17 protein-coding genes and 2 pseudogenes are annotated in these 21,198 nt (G+C 41.4%); 10 read left to right on the top strand and 9 right to left on the bottom strand.

Annotated features, from left to right (window positions below):
* Positions 1 to 1,053 (top strand): cell division protein ZipA C-terminal FtsZ-binding domain-containing protein, encoded by a 1,053-nt coding sequence (locus FTU80_RS14815; RefSeq protein ID WP_180085872.1) that lies wholly within the window; start codon positions 1 to 3, stop codon positions 1,051 to 1,053.
* 98 nt (positions 1,054 to 1,151) lie between these two features.
* Positions 1,152 to 3,185 (top strand): NAD-dependent DNA ligase LigA, encoded by a 2,034-nt coding sequence (gene ligA, locus FTU80_RS14810; protein ID WP_180085870.1) that lies wholly within the window; start codon positions 1,152 to 1,154, stop codon positions 3,183 to 3,185.
* Between the two features lie 243 nt (positions 3,186 to 3,428).
* Here the strand turns inward: ligA and FTU80_RS14805 are convergent, their stop codons facing one another.
* The 3 genes from FTU80_RS14805 to FTU80_RS14795 all read right to left on the bottom strand — a co-directional run bounded on the left by FTU80_RS14805 (position 3,429) and on the right by FTU80_RS14795 (position 7,363).
* Positions 3,429 to 4,892, bottom strand: coding sequence for an amino acid permease (locus FTU80_RS14805; protein ID WP_180085868.1), 1,464 nt, complete (start codon positions 4,890 to 4,892; stop codon positions 3,429 to 3,431).
* Positions 4,892 to 5,926, bottom strand: coding sequence for a methyltransferase (locus FTU80_RS14800; protein ID WP_078192341.1), 1,035 nt, complete (start codon positions 5,924 to 5,926; stop codon positions 4,892 to 4,894). The genes FTU80_RS14805 and FTU80_RS14800 overlap by 1 nt, the downstream gene beginning before the upstream one ends.
* 66 nt (positions 5,927 to 5,992) lie before the next feature.
* Entirely contained in the window at positions 5,993 to 7,363 is a 1,371-nt protein-coding gene (locus FTU80_RS14795; protein WP_078191151.1) for a uracil-xanthine permease family protein, read from the bottom strand.
* A gap of 173 nt (positions 7,364 to 7,536) precedes the next feature.
* On the opposite strand from FTU80_RS14795, the gene typA reads away from it, so the two are divergent.
* Together typA and mscL are read left to right on the top strand one after the other, a co-directional pair.
* On the top strand, positions 7,537 to 9,372 hold the full coding sequence (gene typA, locus FTU80_RS14790) for a translational GTPase TypA (protein WP_078192340.1): 1,836 nt from the start codon (positions 7,537 to 7,539) through the stop codon (positions 9,370 to 9,372).
* A gap of 291 nt (positions 9,373 to 9,663) precedes the next feature.
* On the top strand, positions 9,664 to 10,095 hold the full coding sequence (gene mscL, locus FTU80_RS14785) for a large conductance mechanosensitive channel protein MscL (protein WP_078192339.1): 432 nt from the start codon (positions 9,664 to 9,666) through the stop codon (positions 10,093 to 10,095).
* Between the two features lie 38 nt (positions 10,096 to 10,133).
* Here mscL and FTU80_RS14780 read toward each other — a convergent pair whose 3' ends face one another.
* The 3 genes from FTU80_RS14780 to mutM form a co-directional block, all read right to left on the bottom strand.
* Positions 10,134 to 10,508 (bottom strand): hypothetical protein, encoded by a 375-nt coding sequence (locus tag FTU80_RS14780; protein WP_005007840.1) that lies wholly within the window; start codon positions 10,506 to 10,508, stop codon positions 10,134 to 10,136.
* A gap of 197 nt (positions 10,509 to 10,705) precedes the next feature.
* Positions 10,706 to 10,984, bottom strand: a complete 279-nt coding sequence (locus FTU80_RS14775) for a peptidylprolyl isomerase (RefSeq protein ID WP_078192338.1) — start codon at positions 10,982 to 10,984, stop codon at positions 10,706 to 10,708.
* Positions 10,981 to 11,835: a bifunctional DNA-formamidopyrimidine glycosylase/DNA-(apurinic or apyrimidinic site) lyase gene (gene mutM, locus FTU80_RS14770; RefSeq protein ID WP_180085867.1), complete on the bottom strand. Its 855-nt coding sequence runs from the start codon at positions 11,833 to 11,835 to the stop codon at positions 10,981 to 10,983. The genes FTU80_RS14775 and mutM overlap by 4 nt, the downstream gene beginning before the upstream one ends.
* A 389-nt stretch (positions 11,836 to 12,224) precedes the next feature.
* On the opposite strand from mutM, the gene FTU80_RS14765 reads away from it, so the two are divergent.
* From FTU80_RS14765 to FTU80_RS14750, 4 genes are all read left to right on the top strand, one after another.
* Positions 12,225 to 13,487, top strand: coding sequence for a carbohydrate porin (locus tag FTU80_RS14765; protein ID WP_180085865.1), 1,263 nt, complete (start codon positions 12,225 to 12,227; stop codon positions 13,485 to 13,487).
* 18 nt (positions 13,488 to 13,505) lie between these two features.
* Positions 13,506 to 15,686, top strand: coding sequence for a TonB-dependent receptor (locus FTU80_RS14760; RefSeq protein ID WP_180085863.1), 2,181 nt, complete (start codon positions 13,506 to 13,508; stop codon positions 15,684 to 15,686).
* A 12-nt stretch (positions 15,687 to 15,698) separates the two neighbouring features.
* Positions 15,699 to 16,814 (top strand): NADH:flavin oxidoreductase/NADH oxidase, encoded by a 1,116-nt coding sequence (locus FTU80_RS14755; protein WP_180085861.1) that lies wholly within the window; start codon positions 15,699 to 15,701, stop codon positions 16,812 to 16,814.
* A gap of 81 nt (positions 16,815 to 16,895) precedes the next feature.
* Complete coding sequence (locus tag FTU80_RS14750) at positions 16,896 to 17,825, top strand: AEC family transporter (RefSeq protein ID WP_180027265.1); 930 nt, start codon at positions 16,896 to 16,898, stop codon at positions 17,823 to 17,825.
* A gap of 73 nt (positions 17,826 to 17,898) precedes the next feature.
* Here the strand turns inward: FTU80_RS14750 and FTU80_RS14745 are convergent, their stop codons facing one another.
* On the bottom strand, positions 17,899 to 18,705 hold the full coding sequence (locus FTU80_RS14745) for a tetratricopeptide repeat protein (protein WP_078191142.1): 807 nt from the start codon (positions 18,703 to 18,705) through the stop codon (positions 17,899 to 17,901).
* A 249-nt stretch (positions 18,706 to 18,954) separates the two neighbouring features.
* Here FTU80_RS14745 and FTU80_RS14740 point away from each other — a divergent pair, with 249 nt between their 5' ends.
* Both FTU80_RS14740 and FTU80_RS14735 read left to right on the top strand, forming a co-directional pair.
* The gene (locus FTU80_RS14740; protein ID WP_078191141.1) at positions 18,955 to 19,200 is read left to right on the top strand and encodes a hypothetical protein; all 246 of its coding nucleotides are present in this window, start codon (positions 18,955 to 18,957) and stop codon (positions 19,198 to 19,200) included.
* Between the two features lie 207 nt (positions 19,201 to 19,407).
* Positions 19,408 to 20,593 (top strand): annotated as a pseudogene (locus FTU80_RS14735) (sorbosone dehydrogenase family protein).
* An 89-nt stretch (positions 20,594 to 20,682) separates the two neighbouring features.
* Here FTU80_RS14735 and FTU80_RS14730 read toward each other — a convergent pair.
* The gene (locus FTU80_RS14730; protein WP_180085859.1) at positions 20,683 to 21,087 is read right to left on the bottom strand and encodes a hypothetical protein; all 405 of its coding nucleotides are present in this window, start codon (positions 21,085 to 21,087) and stop codon (positions 20,683 to 20,685) included.
* A 1-nt stretch (position 21,088) separates the two neighbouring features.
* Positions 21,089 to 21,198 (bottom strand): annotated as a pseudogene (locus tag FTU80_RS14725) (IS5/IS1182 family transposase); the annotation flags it as partial.

Here is a 21,198-nt window from a genome sequence, read left to right as displayed (position 1 = left end):
ATGGAAATCACCACTATAGTTGGGATTGTAATCGCTGTAATTATCATGGTTGTGGGCATTCGAATGATGTTTCGTAAACCTGCAGATGCAGCGCCATCACTTGACACCGAATTACATATTGATCCTGATAGTCAGCAACCTGTTATTCCGCGCCATGTACGCAATCAGTTAAATACACCTGAAACCATGCAACGTGTAGAGCCGACTTTGGCTGAGGAAAAAGTCACAGCGGTTGAAACGACTGAAGCTGTTCAAGCGAATGTAACGCAAGAAGCAACGGTAACGGAACAAGTAGAGGAGAGCGCTGAGGCTACTGCAAAGACTGAGGCGACAACGACGGATCCCGTTTCAGTTGAAAACGCTCAAACTGCAACAGAAGATAGTACATTGTCTACAGAAGCAACTGACTCTACAACGGTTGCATCTGTAGCCGCCGATGCCAATGACGCAGCGACTGCTGCGACACACGTTCAGGCTGACGCTGTTCCTGCGGAAAAAGCGCCAGAGTTTAGTGTAAATAGCGCAATTGAAAAAGCTGAAATCAGCGATTTTGATGAAGAAAGCAGTATTTTGGATGCTCATTTACATGAACAAAAAATTGTTGATGAAGAAAGTGCTTTAGCAACTGCGGAAACTTATATCGCCTTAAATGTGTTCCCGGATAGCCGTGCCTTGTCAGGTGAAAAAGCATTAAAAGTGTTGCTGAAGTACGGTCTGCGTTTTGGCGAAATGGCCTGTTTCCATCGCTATGATGAAGAAGGGACAAAGTTATTATTCTCTGTATTGCAAATGAATAATGATGGCGCTGCGCAAGGTTTTGATCTTGAAACTTTATCGACTGAAGAAGTAAAAGGTTTGGCTTTCTTCTTAGCGCTGCCACACAGCGATGTACAAAATGCCTTTGATACCATGGATAGCATTTCACGTCTAATTGCCCGTGAAATTGACGGTACTGTGTATGATCAAAATAACCAAGAATTTACACCGCAGATGCGTGAACATTGGCGTCATCAAGCCATTGATTATCGTCAAGGTCAAGCTATCGAAGTCTAAGCGTCTTTGATTGAAACTCACCGAGTGGGTTTCTATAATAGCAACAGATAATGAAATTTGAGGGCGGAGCATGAACCGCCCTTTTTTATGGTGAATGTATGACACAACAATCCACTGTCGTTGCACAGATGCGACAACTGATTCAACTCTTGGCGAAGCATAACCATGCCTACTATGTCATGGACACGCCAGAAATTGAGGACAGTGAATATGATCAACTTTTTCACCAATTAAAAGCTTTAGAAGAGCAATACCCTGATTTAGTACAACCTGATACACCAACTACAAAAGTGGGCGGAAAGGCCTTGTCTAAGTTTGAATCTGTAACCCATGCAGTGCCTATGTTGTCATTAGGTAATGTGTTTAATGCAGAAGATTTATTTGCCTTTGCCCGTCGTGCGGAAGAACGCTTACCGAATCAAAAAATTGAATATGATGTCGAATTAAAATTTGATGGACTGGCGATTTCTCTCTGGTATGAAAATGGCATTTTAGTCCGTGGTGTGACACGGGGTGATGGTGAAACTGGGGAAGACATTACCCAAAATGTAAAAACCATTCGTAATTTACCTAAAGTACTGACTTCTACACAGACTGAAATTCCAAGTCTGCTTGAAGTCCGTGGTGAAGTCCTGATGCCAAAGTCAGGCTTTGAAAAGCTTAATGCTGAAAATGAAGCCAAAGGTGAAAAAACCTTTGCTAATCCACGAAATGCAGCAGCAGGAAGCTTACGTCAACTCGATCCTGCAATTGCGGCTTCACGTCCATTGGCTTTTTATGCTTATGGCATTGCACAGTGCGAACCACATCATGGTCAAACCACCATGTCTGCTAGCTTAGAATGGCTGACGCAGTTTGGTTTTTCTGTCGGTGAACGTCACTTTATTTGTGACAGCATTCAGGACGTACAAGCTGCGTATGAGCAAATGATCATTGATCGACCAAGCCTGAGTGTTGAAATTGATGGCATGGTGATTAAGGTAAACAGCCTGAAGCAACAGCAAACACTGGGCTTTTTAAGTCGTGAGCCACGCTGGGCAACGGCATATAAATTCCCTGCAGTCGCAGCGCTGACGACAGTTGAAAATATTGATTGGCAAGTGGGGCGTACAGGGACTTTAACTCCAGTCGCACGTTTAAATCCTGTTGCAGTCGGAGGGGTAACGGTTTCCAATGTCACTCTACATAATATTGGTGAAATTCACCGCCTAGATGTCCGTGTAGGCGATACCGTGAGTGTTTACCGTAGTGGTGATGTGATTCCCAAAGTGGAAAAAGTTTGGCCTGAATTTCGACCTGTAGAAACAGTAGAAGTTCAATTGCCCGAATGTTGTCCTGTCTGCTCTTCACCTGTGGTGATGCCCGAAGGTGAAGCCTTGGCACGTTGTTCAGGTGGTTTGTACTGTGCTGCACAGCGTATTGAGGCGATTCGTCACTTTGTATCGCGTAAAGCTATGGACATTGAGGGCTTAGGCGACCGTTGGGCGGAATCACTTTTACATTTGGATTTGCTCAAAGATGTTGCTGATATTTATAGCTTGCATGCGCATCGTGAAGAATTACTGACTATTGAAAAAATGGGCGAGAAGTCGGTTCAAAACCTCATCGATTCTATTGAAAATAGTAAGAAAACGACACTAGGCGCATTTATTTATGCACTTGGCATTCGAGGCGTGGGTGAAACCACGGCACGCATGCTCGCCAATACCTTCCAAACCTTTGATGCGATTCGTCATGCAGATCTCGAATCCTTGAAAAAAACGCCAGACGTTGGTGATATTACCGCTGAATGGATTGTCGACTTTTTCCAAGCGCCGCATAACCTCGAAGTGGTTGATCGTTTGTTGGCAGCTGGGATTCATTGGGATGCACCTGTTGCACCAAGTCGTCAGCCGCTGAATGGCGAGAGTTGGGTGATTACTGGAACATTGAGTACCATGGGGCGTGATGAAGCGACGCAAATGCTTCAAGCCTTAGGCGCACGTGTCAGTGGTAGTGTTTCGGGTAAAACCAAATGTGTAGTTGCAGGTGAAAAGGCAGGTTCTAAATTAGAAAAGGCTGAAAAGTTGGGTGTACCTGTGATGAGTGAAGAGGAGTTTATTTCCTTTGTACAACAGCAAAATGCTTCTTAAGTATTGAAAAATTTAACCTGAAAACGTAGTTACTTTTGAACAAACGCCTGATGCATTGCATTGGGCGTTTTTATTTTCGGTGCTTAACATGATTGAGTGAGCGTATCAGTTGTTGGTGATAGATCAGACAGTATTCCTCAACATTACTCACGAAATATTTTGCTAAAGCGTGAATGTATTGAGATACAATTTTAGCCATAAAAAAAGCAGCTCTTATGCTGCTCTTTTTATTCAGTGATCACATTATTCTTGATCAACTTTCATCGGTTTTACATCCATTTCTTGATAGGAAACCAACTTAGTTTTGTGTTTCCACTTATAACCGAACCAAATGACAAGGAATAAGAAAATACCAATATAGGTAGAAACAACGGCCAACCACTCACCATCTAAAACGGCTTGATAGTTCTGACCAAGGACCACGATGGCACACAAAATAAAGGCAAACCACGGTGCAAATGGGAAGAATTTTGCACGGTAAGCAAGATCTTCTAATTTATTGCCTTGAGCCAAGTAGCCTTTACGGAAGCGATAATGTGAAACTGCAATACCGAGCCACACAATAAAGCCACACATACCTGACATGTTCAGTAACCAGTTAAATACCGCTTGTTCACCGATAAAAGTGGTTAAGAAGCACAGTGCCGCAATCGCCGTTGTTGCATAAAGCGCATTCATCGGTACGCCACGTGCATCTAAGCGACCAAAGACTTTCGGCGCACTGCCTTTACGTGCCATATCAAACAGCATACGAGTAGAGGAGTACATACCAGAGTTACCCGCTGATAAAATCGCAGTCAAGATCACCGCATTCATCACCGATGCAGCAAAAGCAAAACCTGCTTTTTCATACAGTAAGGTAAATGGTGAAAGTGCAATATTTTCAGTAGATGCTGCTTGTAATAAACGTGGGTCATCATAGGCAATGAGAGTGCCGATAATGAAGATACACACGATATAAAACAACAAGATACGCCAGAAAATTTGCTTGATGGCAATAGGAATGGTCTTTTCAGGATCTTTCGATTCACCTGCAGCCACACCAACCATTTCAGTCCCTTGGAAAGAGAAACCGGCAATCATGGCCACACCAATCAAGGCAGATAAACCGCCGACAAATGGGGCTTCACCCTTGGTCCAGTTGGCAAATGTTTCTACGCCCGGTGTCAGCATGATTTTGCCAATCATAAACAAACCGATAATGATAAAGGCAACAATTGCGAGCACTTTAACAAGCGAGAAGAAGAATTCGGATTCACCGAAGCCTTTTACGGTCAGTGCATTAATGGCAAAGACGATTGCGAGGAAAATCGCACTCCAGTAGAAGCCCGGAATATCTGGAAACCAGAATTTCATAATGAATTGGACTGCAACCAATTCAAATGCCACGGTAATTGCCCAGTTATACCAATAGTTCCAACCCAAAGCGAAGCCGAAACCACTCTCGACATATTTGGTGCCGTAGGTAAAGAATGCACCCGAAGTTGGGTTATGTGTTGCAAGCTCACCTAAGCTGGTCATCAAGAAGTAAATCATGATACCAATTAAGCAGTATGCGAGCAGGGCGCCACCCGGGCCTGCATTGGCAATGGTTGCTCCAGAGGCTAGAAATAAACCTGTACCAATTGATCCACCAATTGCAATCATGTTGAGATGGCGAGCACCCAACTTACGTTGAAGTTGAGCTGGTTTTTGAATTTCGCTCATCATTGTTCCTTAAGATTTTTTTGCGTGCTCGCAAACAAGACTTTAAATCCTTGTTGGTCGGCTTTGATTGTACATTGACCATAATGCTGCTCAATTAAAGTCGGATAATTGAGGAATCGGTTGGCTACAATCCAAAGTTCGCCCCCAGACTTCAAATGTCTGCGCGAAGTTTTGCATAGATTTTCACTGGCATTGTAGTCGGTTTGAATCCCTTGATGGAAGGGTGGATTGCTGACTATGGCATGTAAAAATAAGGGAGCATCCTCGATTCCTGTGACCGCTTTAATCTCAAGTTGTTCAGGTTCAAGCAAATTTTGTTCAAATGTCATTTGTGTAGACGCTAGTGCAAAGGCATCTACATCCATGGCAAAGATACGATTTTTAGGATTCAGTTTGGCTAAATAAGCACTGATGACACCCGCACCACAGCCGAAATCAGCAATTTTGCCCGAAGTGACTTGTGATAAATAAGGCAATAAGGTAGCCGTACCCACATCTAAACGGTTCTGGCTAAATACGCCCGGCAGTGCGCAAATCGTAAGCTCACCATTTGGGGTTTCAACTGGATATTTTTGCACCCAATCTTGCAGTGGCTTCAGTGTGACAGTTTTTTCCAATAGGGTTTGCCACATTTGGCAGTGACGCGCGCTATCAATTTTTAGGGTTTTACCAAAGGGCTGTAATTGTTTTGCAGCGCGTTCAACACCGCCTTTTTTCTCACCCACGAGGAAAATAGACGCACCTTGAGCAAGATGACTTGCGACATTGTGTAATAAATAATTTAGCAGTTCTTTTGATTTCGGAACAAAAATAACCGCTTGATCAAACTGACCTTCAGGAAAATCGACACCAAAATGGACGTTTGACTGTTGATTTTGAAAGTACTGAAAATCATTAAAATTCCAGCACCAAATCGATGGCTTAATATTGTCATTCAATTGACTGAGTAAGTCATCTGTCGGTGCATTTACGAAAAGCACGCGATCTTGTAATAAATCGATCTGTCGTATAACGACTTCACTTGTGAGATCCATAGATTTCTCCATCATAAAAAACACTGCCTAGGGCGGAACCTAGGCAGTGTTCTTTGACAAATGAACTTACTTCTTCACTTCAGGAAGAACAATATTCAAAATAAGGGCAGCGATACCACCAGTGGCAACGCCTGAACTGAAGATATTACGGAACAATTCAGGAAGATGTTCAAGGATTTGTGGTACTTGTGCAACACCTAGACCCAATGCCAATGAAATCGCAATGATTAATAGTGCGCGGCGGTCTAAATGAATGCCTGACAAAATATTAATACCAGAGGCAGCCACAGCACCGAACATCACCATCACAGCACCACCAAGCACGGCTTGTGGAACCGCCTGAATGACACCTGCTACAGCAGGAAGTAAGCCTAAAATAACCAATAGGGCAGCAATCCAAATGCCTACATAGCGGCTTGCAACACCTGTTAACTGAATAACACCGTTGTTTTGCGCGAAAACAGAACTTGGGAACGTGTTAAAGATACCGGCAAGGAATGAGTTTGCACCATTCACCAATACACCACCTTTAATACGCTTCATCCATTCAGGACCATCGACAGCTTGATTTGAAAGCTTAGAAGTCGCGGTAATATCACCAATCGCTTCCAAAGATGTCACAAGGTAGATAAATGCCATTGGAATAAACAAGCTCCAAGAGAAGCTTAAGCCAAAGTGCATCGGTGTTGGAATTTGAACCAGTGGCGCATCTTTTAAGCCATCAAAGTTTAAATGACCCATAAAGCCTGCAAGGATGTAACCCACGACTAAGGCAATTAGGATGGCAGAACTCTTTACCCATGTAATACGCACACGGTTCAATAAAATGATCAGTGCCAAAACGGTACATGACATGATGAGGTTGTCTGCATTGGCAAATGTTTTATCGCCCATGGCTTGATAACCACCACCCATGCTGATCAGGCCTTCTTTAATTAAAGTCAGACCAATCAATAGCACCACAATACCTGTTACCAATGGGGTAATCAGTTTTTTCACCCACGGTAAGATCCGTGACACACCCATTTCAATGAATGAACCCGCGATCACTACACCAAAGATAGATGCCATGACTGCTTCTACAGGTGTGCCTGCCGCAACCATCGCAGAACCAATACCGATAATAGGACCAATAAAGTTAAAGCTGGTTCCTTGTACAATCAGGAGACCTGCACCAAATGGGCCGACTTTTTTACATTGTAAAAAAGTTGCGATACCAGAGATCACCAATGACATCGACAGAATCATATTGGTGTCTTCTTTTGATACACCAAGTGCTAAACAGATCAGCAGACCCGGCGTCACAATCGGGACAATAATGGCCAATAAATGTTGGAACGCAGCGAGAAAAGCAATAAAAGGTTTTGGTCGATCATTCAATCCATAGACTAAATCGAGTTGATCTTTTGCTTCGGGAGATTGGTTTAAATCAGACATGCGGCACTGAAAATTAAGGCTAGGTGGCGCTATTCTAATCTGTTTACACAGCTTTACAAAACCAAAAGCGTACCAGTCGTCAAAAAAAATGCGACTGTCAATAAACTGTCACTACTAAAATCTATATTTTTTCTGTATAATTTGCCCTCAAACTTTAGGCGTATCGAATTCACATGTCAGATATTAAAACTCTCCGTAACATTGCCATCATCGCGCACGTCGACCATGGTAAAACTACTCTTGTAGACAAACTTTTACAGCAATCAGGTGCTCTTGGCGATCGCGCAGGCGAGATCGAACGTGTAATGGATTCTGGCGCTATTGAAAGTGAACGTGGTATTACCATTCTTGCAAAAAACACTGCAATCAAATGGTTAGACAAGCGTACTAACACTGAATACCGTATCAATATCGTGGATACCCCGGGACACGCCGACTTCGGTGGTGAAGTAGAACGTGTAATGTCAATGGTTGACTGCGTACTTCTTCTTGTTGATTCTCAAGAAGGCCCAATGCCACAAACTCGTTTCGTAACGCAAAAAGCGTTCGCACGTGGTTTGAAACCAATCGTAATTATTAACAAAGTCGACAAGCCAAACGCTCGTCCAGACTGGGTAATTGACCAAGTATTCGATTTGTTCGACAACCTTGGTGGTTCTGACGAACAGTTAGACTTCCCAGTTGTATATGCTTCAGGTCTTCGTGGTGTGGCTGGTCCGTCTCCAGAAGAACTTGCTGAAGACATGACTCCATTGTTCGAAACAATTGTAGACATCGTTGAACCACCAGCGGTTGACGTTGACGGTCCATTCCAAATGCAAGTGTCTTCACTTGACTATAACAGCTTCGTAGGTGTTATCGGTGTTGGTCGTATTCAACGTGGTTCAGTGAAATTAAACACTCCTGTAACTGTAATCGACAAAGACGGTAAAACACGTAACGGTCGTATCTTAAAAATCATGGGTTACCATGGTTTAGAGCGTATCGATGTTGAATCAGCTTCTGCTGGTGACATTGTTTGTGTAACGGGTATTGATGAACTTCATATCTCTGACACAATCTGTGATCCAAAAGCAGTTGAAGCTTTACCTGCACTTTCTGTAGACGAACCTACAGTATCGATGACTTTCCAAGTAAACAACTCACCGTTTGCTGGTAAAGAAGGTAAATTCGTAACTTCACGTAATATCCGTGAACGTCTAGATCGCGAATTGATTCACAACGTAGCATTACGTGTTGAAGATACTGACAGTCCTGACCGTTTCAAAGTATCTGGTCGTGGTGAGCTTCACCTTTCAGTTCTTATTGAAAACATGCGTCGTGAAGGCTTTGAAATGGGCGTATCACGTCCACAAGTAATCATCAAAGAAATTGATGGTGAAAAACAAGAGCCATACGAAAACGTAACGTTTGACGTTGAAGAGCAGCACCAAGGCGCTGTAATGGAACAAATGGGTCACCGTAAAGGTGAAATGACCAATATGGAAGTTGACGGTAAAGGCCGTATCCGTATTGAAGCAACAGTTCCTTCACGTGGTTTGATTGGTTTCCGTTCTGAATTCTTAACTATGACTTCAGGTACAGGTATCATGACTTCAAGCTTCTCGCACTACGGTCCAATGAAACAAGGTACTGTTGCGAAACGTCAAAACGGTGTGTTGATTTCTATGGTTCAAGGTACTTGCTTGGGCTATGCACTATTCAGCTTACAAGACCGTGGCCGTCTATTCGCTAAACCTCAGTTAGAAGTTTATGAAGGTATGATCGTTGGTATTAACTCACGTTCAGACGACATGACTGTTAACCCAACTAAAGCGAAACAGCTAACTAACGTACGTGCTTCTGGTACTGATGATGCGTTGACTCTCGTTCCGCACATTGAATTTACGCTTGAACAAGCGCTTGAATTTATTGAAGACGACGAATTAGTTGAAGTAACGCCTAAGTCAATCCGTATCCGTAAACGCTGGTTGACTGAAAACGAACGTAAACGTAACCGTAACGTTTAATTTTACAGTTTCAAAAAAACCGCTGACTTAGGTTAGCGGTTTTTTTATGCATGGGTGTTTTGAATAAAAATGCAAAAATTGAATGACTTTATTCATTTAATTCGACATGCATAATTTTGATAAATCCTTTTTAATAGAATGTATTACCAAAATCAAAAATGTTTTGTGTGAATTTTTATACATGGTATTTAGAATCTAATATAAACCAAGTAAATTAGGTGGAAATAGTTATATAGATATAATGTATACTTCGTCACAAAATTAAAGCTGAAAAAAATTTCTGGAGATCACATGAGTATTATTCAAGAATTTAGAGAATTTGCCGTAAAAGGCAACGTGATGGACTTGGCTGTAGGTGTCATCATTGGTGGTGCTTTCGGTAAAATCATCGATTCAATGGTAAAAGACATTATCATGCCTTTTATTTCTTGGATCCTTGGTGGTGACGTTGATTATTCAAATTGGTTCTTAGTATTGGGCGATAACCCAAACAATTTAACCACGCTAAAAGCAGCACAGGATGCAGGCCTTAATGTTTTGGCTTACGGTAACTTCCTAACCATCTTAATCAACTTCTTGCTTTTGGCATGGGTCGTATTCTGGTTAGTGAAATTGATGAACAAATTGCGCCGTCAAAAAGTTGAAGAGCCAGCTCCAGAGGCGACTCCAGAAGATATCGAATTACTTCGTGAAATTCGTGATGAATTAAAACGTAAAGGTTAATCCTTTAGCAGTGAAAACGGCGCTTAAAGCGCCGTTTTTTATTGTGAATTTTGTTGAGGCGTCATTTTCATAAACTTAGGTTCTGATGTCGAAAAAACAATGCCATTTCGAATGCCTGTAAATACTTCATTTGCTTCTTCAGGTGATTCGGGTGCGCAGGCTTGTTGACCTAATATAAATAAGACTAAAGGGTGATTTTTGGATAATTTGCTAATTTGCTGTATCGCATCATACCATTTTGATTCATCGTTACGATTCCCATCTAAATCTAGTGCCAACTGGACTTCACCATGAGGGTTCATATCTTGATCATCATATAATGCTTGGATAAGTGCATGCTTTCGTTCACCTCGAATGATTGTAAAATCTGTTGTATCGACAGTGCCAAGACGAAAATAGTTGTAATAGCCCAATGGAATGTCCTTTATTTATTATTAAGTAGAATTGATTTAGTGCAATGTTATCTGGTTGCTATGATTTATATTATATGATTGAAAACCGCCAGCCAATGTTCTGAACGATTGAAAAAAATACTGGGATTATGTGCTTTAAGATGAAAAGCACATATTCGCGATATACTCGTTATAGCATGTTCAATGTGGGTGCTATGTTACATCCGAAACTTAATTTCTAATAAATGCCAGCCAAATTGGCTTTTGATCGGACCATGCAGTTCACGTTCGGGTAGGGTAAATACCGCCTTATCAATTGGACCAACCAGTTGGCCTTTTTTAATGTCGCCAAGCTCACCGCCTTTTTTACCCGAAGGGCATGTCGAATGCTGCTTTGCAATTTTGGCAAAGTCCGCACCGCCTTTGATTTTCTTTTTCAGTTGCTCACATAGTTCTTTATCTTTGACTAATATGTGGCGAACAATCGCAGACTTCATGCTTTATTTCCTTTCACGGTTTTCTTAGTCAGCATTTTAACCTTTTTTAAAGGCTGACACTCTGGGCAAAACACCGATGCACGTTGCCCTAGTTTGATATTGTGCAAGATGGTTTCACAGTTGATGCACATTTCACCGGCACGTCCGTAGGCGAGCAGAGTTTGTTGGAAATAACCATTTTCGCCCATCGCATTGGTGTAATCACGTAACGTCGAACCGCCTAAATCAATTGCCTGTTTTAAAATACGTTTGATTTCGATGACCATTTTTTCAACTTGTTCAAAACTCAAACTTGATGCAGGCTGCGCAGGGTGTATGCCTAAGTTAAATAAGCTTTCCGTTGCATAGATATTGCCGACACCAACCACAATATGATTGTCCATGATCGATACTTTGATACTGGTCTGCTTATTTTTAAATTTTTGGAATAAGTATTCAGCATTAAACGCATCACTCAGCGGTTCAGGGCCAAGCGTGTCAATCAGTTTGCTTTGAGATGATGCATCTAACCATAAAATACAGCCAAAACGGCGCGGATCATGATAGCGTAATTGCATATCTTCAAAATGAATCACCAGATGATCATGCTTTCGTAATGCTTCATGACCTTCACAAATCCGAAAACTGCCAGACATGCCCAAATGCCACAACATGCTGTCCTGTTCAAATTCAGCCAAAATATATTTTGATCGACGGCTGAGCTGAAGCAGCTTTTGTCCGACGAGTTTTTGAATGTCGTCAGGAATAGGCCAACGCAGGCTCGACTGAAAAACCTCAACTTTGAGAACCTTTTCATTCAATAATGGCAATAAACTGGTTTTAGTGGTTTCTACTTCTGGTAATTCAGGCATAAAGGTCGAAGCAATGGATCATTCAAGTTATGCATACTATTGGGTCTAGCCCTACATAATGCAAGTTTCATCGCGGCCTAAGGGAGTGTATGAATAGGTTATTGATTATTAATTGTGAGAATAATAAACCAACAAGTCACAATAATGAGTTTGAAAAAGCGATCAGAAGTTAAACAATTGAATTAATAGATATATAAGATATTGAAAAATAATCACTAAAAATATTGCATAACAATAGATTTATTTAAAGTCACTTATTGATAAATTAAAGTTTGGTGAATGATAAAAATAATGCTGAGATAGAACGTGAAAAATTATGTAATTTTTGTGACATTAGATTTCAAGCCTTGTGGCTTGTCTAGAGACTCTCTCCAGATTTAGGTTTTACCATGAAAAAATACAGTCTAGCTCTTCTACCTGCATTTGTTGCAGCAGCCATGACACATGTTCACGCCACAGAAGCATTCGACACTAAAGGTCAGTACATGCTCGGGGATTGGGATGGTAAACGTACCGAACTTGCACAACAAGGTGTGAAGTTTGAGGCCAATATTGCTGCTGATGCTGCCTATCTTGCCGATGGCGGTCGTAATCCGGGACATTCAGCAACGGTAGCCAGCCAATTGTGGTTAGGTACACAGCTTGATATGGAAAAACTCGCAGGTTGGGATGGCGTGACTGTGCGTGCTGTAATGACTGCTCGTCAAGGTCAAAGTACCTCAGTTCGTGATTTGCAAGGGGATGTTCCTCAATTGGCAAATGCACAAGCCAATTTTGGCCGTGGTAACCAAGACAGCCGCTTAACCGAGCTTTCGATTGAAAAGAATTTCAAAGAACAAGGCATTAGTGTAAAAGCAGGTCGTTTAGGTCTAGGTATGGACTTTAACGTGATGGCATGTGACTTTGCCAGCACCGCATTTTGTGCAGCGCAAATGGGTAAATGGCAAGGTTCTATGTGGATGAATACTCCAGTTTCACAATGGGGTGGACGTGTGAAATACCAAGCAACGCCAGAACTTGCGGCACAAGTCGGTGTTTACGAATTTAACCCTGACAATGGTAATGCCAAAGCAGAAGGTCAAGGTTGGAGTCTTGATACAGATCATGCTGATGGCGTAACTATTCCCGTAGAATTGGTTTGGACACCAAAATCATTTGTAAATGGCTTACCGGGGAGCTACCGCTTTGGTGCGATGTACAACACCGCAGATAATGTCAAAAATCAAAAAGACATTATTTCGGGCGAAGCAGAAGATCGTACCTTTGGTGGTTGGGTCGCGATTGAGCAACAGTTGACTTCTACGGGTTCAGGCCGTCAAGGCTTACATAGCTTTGCAAACTTCACTTGGCATGATCGTGTAACAACTAAAGTCGATAATTCACAACAAGTTGGTGTGAAATATATCGGTCTTGTTGATAGCCATCCAAATGATATTCTTGGTTTAGGTGTGAACCGTGTTCATGTGAATAACCGTTTGAATCAAAAAACTTTCGATGCAAGTGCTGAATATAATGTCGAGTTGAACTATAGCCATAACCCTACGAAATGGTTGATGATTCGTCCAAGTTTACAATATGTGATTAACCCAGGCTCAACAAATCGAGTTGATGATGCTTTCCTAATTGGTTTAAGCTCTAAGGTAATCTTCTAATGTTAAAATAGGTGCTCTATGCAAAGTAAATTTAACGTCACATCATTTAAGACACATTTACTTTGCCTGACGGCATGTATTAGCCAACAGTTGTATGCAGAAACAGGTTCTACGGAACCTGTTTTACTTCCTGAGATTACCATTGAAGCACCACGAACCAATACCACATGGTTAAAAACACCGGCATCGGTATACCGTGTACAGCAGGCTGAAAATAATAACAATACGGGTGTGAATCTGTCTGAAACCTTAAAAGGTGTGCCCGGACTACAACTGAATAACCGTGAAAACTATGCACAAGACTTGCAACTGTCTATGCGAGGCTTTGGCGCACGTTCAACATTTGGTGTGCGTGGTATCCGTTTATATGTTGATGGAATCCCTGCGACCATGCCGGATGGTCAGGGACAGACGTCAAACATCGATATGAGTAGCTTAAATCATATCGAAGTGTTGGGCGGGCCATTTTCTTCTTTATACGGTAACTCTTCGGGTGGGGCGATCTTAACAACAACCAAGCAAGGCACAGGAAAAGACTCGATCGAACTCGGCTATTCAGGCGGCAGTCATCATAAAAGTCGTGCTGACATTGTGTTGCAAGGTGGCTCAGAACAGGCCAATGAGCCTAGCTATGTCGTGAGTTCTTCTTATTTTGAAACCGATGGCTACCGTGATCATAGTGCCGCAAATAAGGTACTTAGCAATGCAAAACTGACGTGGGATTTGGATGATGGTTCCAAGGTCAATTGGATTGTGAATCATGTGGATATCAATGCCGATGACCCACAAGGTCTGAATCGGGAGCAATTGCGTCAAAATCTGAAACAAGTTAATGATGCCAATAATACTTATGATGTACGTAAGGAAATTAGCCAAACTCAAACGGGCTTAACGTGGAAAAAACCATTGAATGATCAGCATGAACTTAATGCAATGGTATATATGGGGCAACGTAATGTCACCCAATATCAATCAATTCCAAAATGTGCTTTAAAAATAGGTACAAAAGATTGTATCCCGAATACCATTCAATTAAATCAAAGACATGCAGGTGGTGTGATTGATTTTAGCCGTGATTATTATGGAACAGATATTCGCTGGACAGGCAAAGACCTCTTGCCGAATACGCGTTTAACTGTAGGCCTTGCCTTTGATTATATGGATGAAGACCGTAAGGGCTATGAAAATTTTGATGCCAATGGAAATTTTGGCAAGAAAGGCAATATTCGTCGAAATGAAAATAACACCTTGTGGAATTTAGATCCCTATGTACAAGCTTCATGGAATTTTTTACCCAATTGGACTTTAGATACAGGGCTACGATATAGCAATGTACATTATGAATCTAAAGATAACTATATTGCAGATGGAAATGGTGATGACAGTGGTAAAACTGACTATGACAAAGTTTTACCGTCAGCAGCATTAAGTTGGAATATTGCGCCTCAACTAAATGCCTATGTCAGTTATGCCAAAGGTTTTGAAACACCGACCTTTACAGAAATGGCCTATTCCAAAGATGACGGCATGAATTTTGATTTAAAACCAGCCAGTAGCGATAACTACGAGCTTGGGCTTAAATCACAAAATGCATGGGGTAATTTCACGGCAGCGGTGTTCCAAAGCAAAACTCAAGATGACATCGTTTCTGCTGGGACAGAGGAAGGGCGTGCAACCTATAGAAATGCCGATAAAACCTTACGTGAAGGTGTTGAGCTTTCGTGGAATAAACAGCTATGGCGAGATTTAAGTGCGCAAGCAAGTTACAGTTATATTGATGCCACATTTGATGCTTTTGTTCCAGAAATACCGAATCCTGCAGATCCAGCGAAACCTAAAGCGTCATCTATTAGATCGGGTGCGAAAATTCCGGGTATTGCCAAAAACCAAGCGTTTGCCGCACTGAATTGGCAGCCAGATATTGGCTTTAATGCCGGCCTAGATGTTCGCTATATGGATAAAGTCTATGTCGATGACGCCAACAGTGATGCCGCGTCGAGCTATACCGTGGTTTCTGCCAACGCAGGTTATGTGTGGAAACAAGCAGATTGGAAAGTTAAAACCTATGTACGTGCAGATAATTTGTTTGATGAAAACTATGTCGGTTCAGTGATCGTCAATGATGGAAATGGACGCTTCTTTGAACCCGCGGATGGGGTAAATTGGAGTGCAGGATTAAGTGTGACCAAAGCCTTCTAAAAGGAGAGTGATGTGGCGTTGTTATTTCAACCAATTCAGTTTGGAACATTGGGGCTGACTAATCGAATCGTGATTGCACCCATGTGTCAATATTCTGCCAATGAGCAAGGGGAGTTAAGCTATTGGCATGAACAACAATGGGCGAATTATGCCTTGTCAGGTGCTGGACTTTGTATCGTCGAGGCAACGGCTGTACAGGCAGAGGGGCGCATTAGCTATGCAGACCTCGGCCTTTGGAATGATATGCAACGCGCACAGATGAAGGCACTATTGGCCAAGGTGAAATCACTTTCACCTATGCCATTTGCTATCCAACTGGCACATGCGGGGCGTAAGGCATCGACAGATAAACCGTGGGTAGGACGTGGACAATTACCCCCTGATCATCCTCAAGGATGGCAAACCGTGTCAGCCAGTAATTTGCCCTTTAATCCCACAGATCATGCACCCCATGCTTTAAGTCGAGATGAAATCCAGCAGATCATTCAAGACTTTGCCGATTCAGCAAAACGAGCGGTAGATGCAGGCTTTGACTTAATTGAGCTACATGCCGCACATGGTTATTTGCTGCATCAATTTATGTCGCCATTGTCGAATCAGCGTAGCGATGAATATGGTGGCAGTCTGGAAAATCGCATTCGGCTGACGCTTGAAGTGTTCCAAGCCATGAAAAATGCCGTTCCTGAAGATTATCCAATTGGGGTACGTATTTCTGCAACTGATTGGATGGAATATACTGAAGCACCGAGTTGGGATCTAGACTCGGCTGTTGGTTTGTCAAAAGCGCTTGCACAACTAGGCACAGCCTATATTCATGTTTCTAGTGGCGGCTTAGATGTTGCGCAAAAAATTCAATTACAAGCCAGTTATCAAGTGCCTTTTGCTGAAGCCATTAAGCAAGCCGTTCAGGTTCCCGTAATTGCTGTGGGTTTAATTACCGAAGCAATGCAAGCCGAAGGCATCTTACAATATGGCATGGCAGATGCGATTGGTCTTGCTCGTGCAATTCAATATGACCCGCGTTGGCCATGGCATGCCGCTGCTGAACTCGGTGAAAACCTAAAAATTTCTCCGCAGTATTTACGCTGTCAGCCACATGCACAAAGAAGTCAATTTACGGCTTTCTAATTTTCAAAATTTATAGCGGTCCTATCTACACTCTCAGGTTGAGGGTGTGGATAGAAGAGTCTATTACACAGGGTATTTCGTATGGTCTTTGAGGTGATTGGTCCAATCTTTTTTCTTTTGGCCTTGGGATATCTGTCTGTAAAATGTAGTTTATTGAGCAAAGAACAAGTTGGAACCATTGGTGCATTTGTGATTAAGATTGCACTGCCGGCTTTGTTTTTTCAGTCATTAGCTTCTAAAGATTTGCATCAAATTTGGTATCCCGGCTATTTCTTTGTTTATACCGGAGTCACTTTTTTACTGTATGGCATGGCCTATTGGCTATTGTCGACACATTTTAAAAATAATATGTCGCAAACAGCGGTACTGTCATTAGGCGCTGGCATGTCAAATACAGGCTTAATTGGCACTGCAGTCCTAAGCTTATTGGTCGGTCAAAATGCGATGACCTATACCTCATTAATCGTCATCATTGAAAGTGTGCTGCTGATTCCAACGGTGCTGGTCCTTGCACAATTAGGAAGTTCACAGCAAAAAGCCAATATTGGCGATATCATCAAAAATACCTTAATGACCCTGTTAAAAAATCCACTCTTTGCAGGGGTAATGCTAGGGATTGGGTTTGCAATTTTCCAAATTCGTTTGCCTCATCAAATCAATGATGTACTAGCGATGTTAGGTCAAACGGCTTCACCACTGGCACTGTTTGCAATTGGTGGAGGGATTGTCGGTATGAGCTTAAAGTATGTGAATGCTCAGAGCTTCTATTTGGTGATTTCAAGCAACTTGGTGATGCCTTTACTGACTTATTTAGGCTTACGTTATTTGACCGATGTCAGCCAAGAGATGTTATATGCAGGGACGATTATTGCCGCATTGCCGATGCCGACGATTTTTGCCATGCTTGGGCAAGTTTATGGCTTAAATGAAAAGACCTTAACGCCTTTGTTGATGAGTACCATCTTGGGATTTGTCGTAACAGGCGTATTAATCAGTTTGTGGTGGGCGTGATTTTGATCAGCTCAAGATTTGCTTAAACCCATGAAAAAAGCCCTGCATGTGCAGGGCTTTTTTTAATGCTCAATTAACTCTTTTTCGCATTGGCTTTTGGCGCTTTGGCTTGTTCAGCAATCATTTTATCCACGGTTGCCAAAGATTCTTTAGCTTGCGGAATATTTTCTTTGGCTAATGCGCTAAATATTTTTTTAGCTTCAGGCAAATTTTGCGGGATGATATTGCCATTTACAAACATATTGCCCACTGCCATCAATGCAGGGACATAACCTTTTTTCGCTAACTCTTGAATGCTATTTAGACCTTGTTGAATAGGCTTTTCATTTTTAGCTTTAAAGCCAGCACTGATGTCATAAAGTGCTTTGGCATGAATCGCAGGGTAGTTGCCTTTTTTAATCAGCGGATCAAGTTTACTGAGCGCCAATTTATCTGACTCAGGTTTATTTTCTGCAAAAAGTAAAATGGCATAGTCGATGGAGGCATCATCAAAACCAGCCGAAGATGCGCGTTCTAAATATTGTTTGGCCTTATTGGTGTCTTGTTTTAAGCCCAGTGTGCCCGTTGCATAATTTTTACCTAAAACATAGTTAGCAACTGGGTAACCTTTGGCTGCAGCCTGTTCATAGAGTTGGATGGCTTTTTTCTCATCCTTCGCTACGCCTTGACCTGTTTGAGTAAGATAGCCCAAATTATAAATGGCCTGAGCATTACCTTTTGCTGCAAGCTTGCTCAGTGTTTGGTAGGCGCCATTCATATCTTTGGCCTTGACCATGGCTTCCACTTTAGCAAATTCAGGATCGACGGCATCTGTTTTAGTTTCAGCAAAAGCGAATTGAGTGCTCATTGCCAAAATGCTTGCAAGTAGGATTTTTTTCATCTTAAAACCTTTTGTAAATCATGCACATAATTCCGTTTATGTGTTTTGGTGGTTATTTTTGTCGGTTTTTACATCATAGGTAGATTTACGTAAATGTAAAGTGAGGAATTGTGATTTAAAGCGTTTTTATAAAATAATGTTGATTGCCGTTAGCACTTTAAATGCCATGACTTTATTGCATCAAAAGCCTTTGCAAAAAAGCAGGACTCTGATTTAATCGCGCATTGTTATTTTCTCTGAGGCAGCGCGATGTTTATTAAAGGCATTAAACGCAATTACGATAAAATTAATGCAGATGAATCGATTGCAGATGAAGATAAAATTGATGCGCTTTTGATGAAACTGGGTGCAGAGTTTTTAGTCAGTAAAGAGGATCGTGTTTATATTTTCAAAAAAGGCGATTTGGAAGCTAAATTTGATGCTAAACATGCGCGCGCCTATCATTTTAAAGAATATGTATGCAAAGATATGAATAAGTTATTTCATGGATTTTGATTAAAATCATAATTTAAAAACGAAGAAGTGAGGGGGAATAAATTCCTCCTTATTTTTGTTTGTTGTGTACTGCAACAGCGTATGTGATTTAAAAAAACTTTAATTTTCAAAAGTATAATATTTTATAAAAATAAAAATTGAATAAAATAGATACAAGGTATCTATGATGAATATAGATATACATGATTCATTGAGATGTATTTAAATATGATAAAAATAAGCGCCATCTTGATCCTTGGTTTCGTCTGTTCAATGACCAGTTGGGCTCAACAACCCAAACTTGTACCGCATCCAATCCATTTAAAAAATGGCAAGCAGTTTTCATTAAATTTGCCTGCAAATTTCGAGATCATTCCTGCTGCTGAAGGTCTCAAACGGGTACGCTTTTTTTCGCAAGCGCCTGATCGCAGAATGTTTGTCACGGATATGTATGATCTAATAGATAATAAAAAAGGTACTGTGTATATATTGGATGATTGGAATGCTGACACAGGTAAATTTGGCAAAATCATTCCTTATTTGACTGGTTTGAGAAATCCAAATTCAGTTCAGTTTTATACCGATGCTCAAGGACAGGATTGGCTCTATTTGGCGGAAACGCATCGACTGACACGGCAAAAATTCAACAAAGTAGAAACTCAGCCTTCGAGTAAGGCTGAAGTTTTAGCGACATTTCCAGATTATGGTTTGAGTTATAAATACGGCGGTTGGCACCTGACACGGACGATTGCTATTGGTGGAAATGGAAAAGTTTATGTATCTGTCGGTTCGAGTTGTAATGCCTGTGTAGAGAAAGAAAAAGTACGGGCTTCAGTCATCGAGATGAATCCTGATGGTTCAGAGCAAAAGTTTTATGCGACAGGTTTGCGTAATGCAGTTGGATTAAAATGGATCGGTAGATTTCTATTTTGCGACCAATCAAGGTTCTGATCATTTGGGACGTAAAAAGCCAGATGAAACTTTTTATGCGCTAAAACAGGATGTCGATTATGGTTGGCTCGCATGTTATTCATGGCTGGGCAATGTCTTGGCGGACCCTAAATTTAAACGTGCATCTGGCTGTAAAAATGTTCCATCGCCCTATGCTTATTTCCCTTCGCATTCATCTGCATTGGGTTTTGATTATTTTGATGACCCCCATACTGATACCGCCATTAAAAATGCATTTTTAGTAGCCTTGCATGGCTCTACCGATGAGGCGATTGGTCATGGCTATCAAATTGCAATTATGCGTAAAGGACAAAAACTTGAAACCTTTATGGATGGTTTTTTATTCGGTAAAACGGTAATTGGGCGGCCTGCAGATATTTATAAGATCGATAAAAAATCTTTTTATTTTTCGGATGATCGGGCAGGGGTGATTTATTATGTGAGGGAAAAAATTAGTGATTAAAAAGCCAAAGTCTTTAGGCTTTGGCTTTGAGTGCTTAGGGATGGTCAGACCAGATGTCAGAATTCTAGTTTATATACGGTCAAAAATGGCTAATCATAGCGTTTCAGTTCTAAGTCTTCATTCTTGAAATGGGCAATCGAAATATGATTATTTGCTGCAATATTCTTAAAGCGTAACCATAGAAAAAATTCAATAAGATTGATTCCAATTCCCCAAAAAGATGTATTTAAGAGGGTGAGTTGGGTGTCGTAGGCAACATGAAACTCGAAGCCTGTGCTACTGAAGCCAAAAGAGCTTTGCATAAAGAGAAAAAAGCCAGTTGTTACTTTTGGATAGTAAATGACTAAGGGTGTGATAATAATCGGGACAAGGCTTAAGCTGATCCAAAACAGTATTTTCAAGCCTAGAACATCTCTTTTCCAATATTTGATAGCGCCCATTAGCATGAAAAAGAGTTGGGCATACAGTACAAGAATAATAGGGTCTGTTGACATTTCATAATGGTAGCCAAATAAAGATACAAGCTAAGGCAACAGAATTTTCATAGCTTTGCTTTAGCTTGTCATAGCGTGTGGCAATTCCTCTAAATTGCTTTAATCTAGCAA

The sequence above is a fragment of the Acinetobacter sp. YH12145 genome (assembly GCF_013418335.1).
Classification (GTDB): Bacteria; Pseudomonadota; Gammaproteobacteria; order Pseudomonadales; family Moraxellaceae; genus Acinetobacter; species Acinetobacter amyesii.
This window is presented reverse-complemented; position numbering and strand designations above follow the sequence as displayed.

What these genes read in the sequence shown, in the direction of transcription:
- FTU80_RS14815 (WP_180085872.1), top strand. Translation starts at nt 1, where the DNA reads ATGGAAATCACCACTATAGTTGGGATTGTAATCGCTGTAATTATCATG.
- ligA (WP_180085870.1), top strand. Translation starts at nt 1,152, where the DNA reads ATGACACAACAATCCACTGTCGTTGCACAGATGCGACAACTGATTCAA.
- FTU80_RS14805 (WP_180085868.1), bottom strand. Translation starts at nt 4,892, where the DNA reads ATGAGCGAAATTCAAAAACCAGCTCAACTTCAACGTAAGTTGGGTGCT.
- FTU80_RS14800 (WP_078192341.1), bottom strand. Translation starts at nt 5,926, where the DNA reads ATGGATCTCACAAGTGAAGTCGTTATACGACAGATCGATTTATTACAA.
- FTU80_RS14795 (WP_078191151.1), bottom strand. Translation starts at nt 7,363, where the DNA reads ATGTCTGATTTAAACCAATCTCCCGAAGCAAAAGATCAACTCGATTTA.
- typA (WP_078192340.1), top strand. Translation starts at nt 7,537, where the DNA reads ATGTCAGATATTAAAACTCTCCGTAACATTGCCATCATCGCGCACGTC.
- mscL (WP_078192339.1), top strand. Translation starts at nt 9,664, where the DNA reads ATGAGTATTATTCAAGAATTTAGAGAATTTGCCGTAAAAGGCAACGTG.
- FTU80_RS14775 (WP_078192338.1), bottom strand. Translation starts at nt 10,984, where the DNA reads ATGAAGTCTGCGATTGTTCGCCACATATTAGTCAAAGATAAAGAACTA.
- mutM (WP_180085867.1), bottom strand. Translation starts at nt 11,835, where the DNA reads ATGCCTGAATTACCAGAAGTAGAAACCACTAAAACCAGTTTATTGCCA.
- FTU80_RS14765 (WP_180085865.1), top strand. Translation starts at nt 12,225, where the DNA reads ATGAAAAAATACAGTCTAGCTCTTCTACCTGCATTTGTTGCAGCAGCC.
- FTU80_RS14760 (WP_180085863.1), top strand. Translation starts at nt 13,506, where the DNA reads ATGCAAAGTAAATTTAACGTCACATCATTTAAGACACATTTACTTTGC.
- FTU80_RS14750 (WP_180027265.1), top strand. Translation starts at nt 16,896, where the DNA reads ATGGTCTTTGAGGTGATTGGTCCAATCTTTTTTCTTTTGGCCTTGGGA.
- FTU80_RS14745 (WP_078191142.1), bottom strand. Translation starts at nt 18,705, where the DNA reads ATGAAAAAAATCCTACTTGCAAGCATTTTGGCAATGAGCACTCAATTC.
- FTU80_RS14740 (WP_078191141.1), top strand. Translation starts at nt 18,955, where the DNA reads ATGTTTATTAAAGGCATTAAACGCAATTACGATAAAATTAATGCAGAT.
- FTU80_RS14730 (WP_180085859.1), bottom strand. Translation starts at nt 21,087, where the DNA reads ATGTCAACAGACCCTATTATTCTTGTACTGTATGCCCAACTCTTTTTC.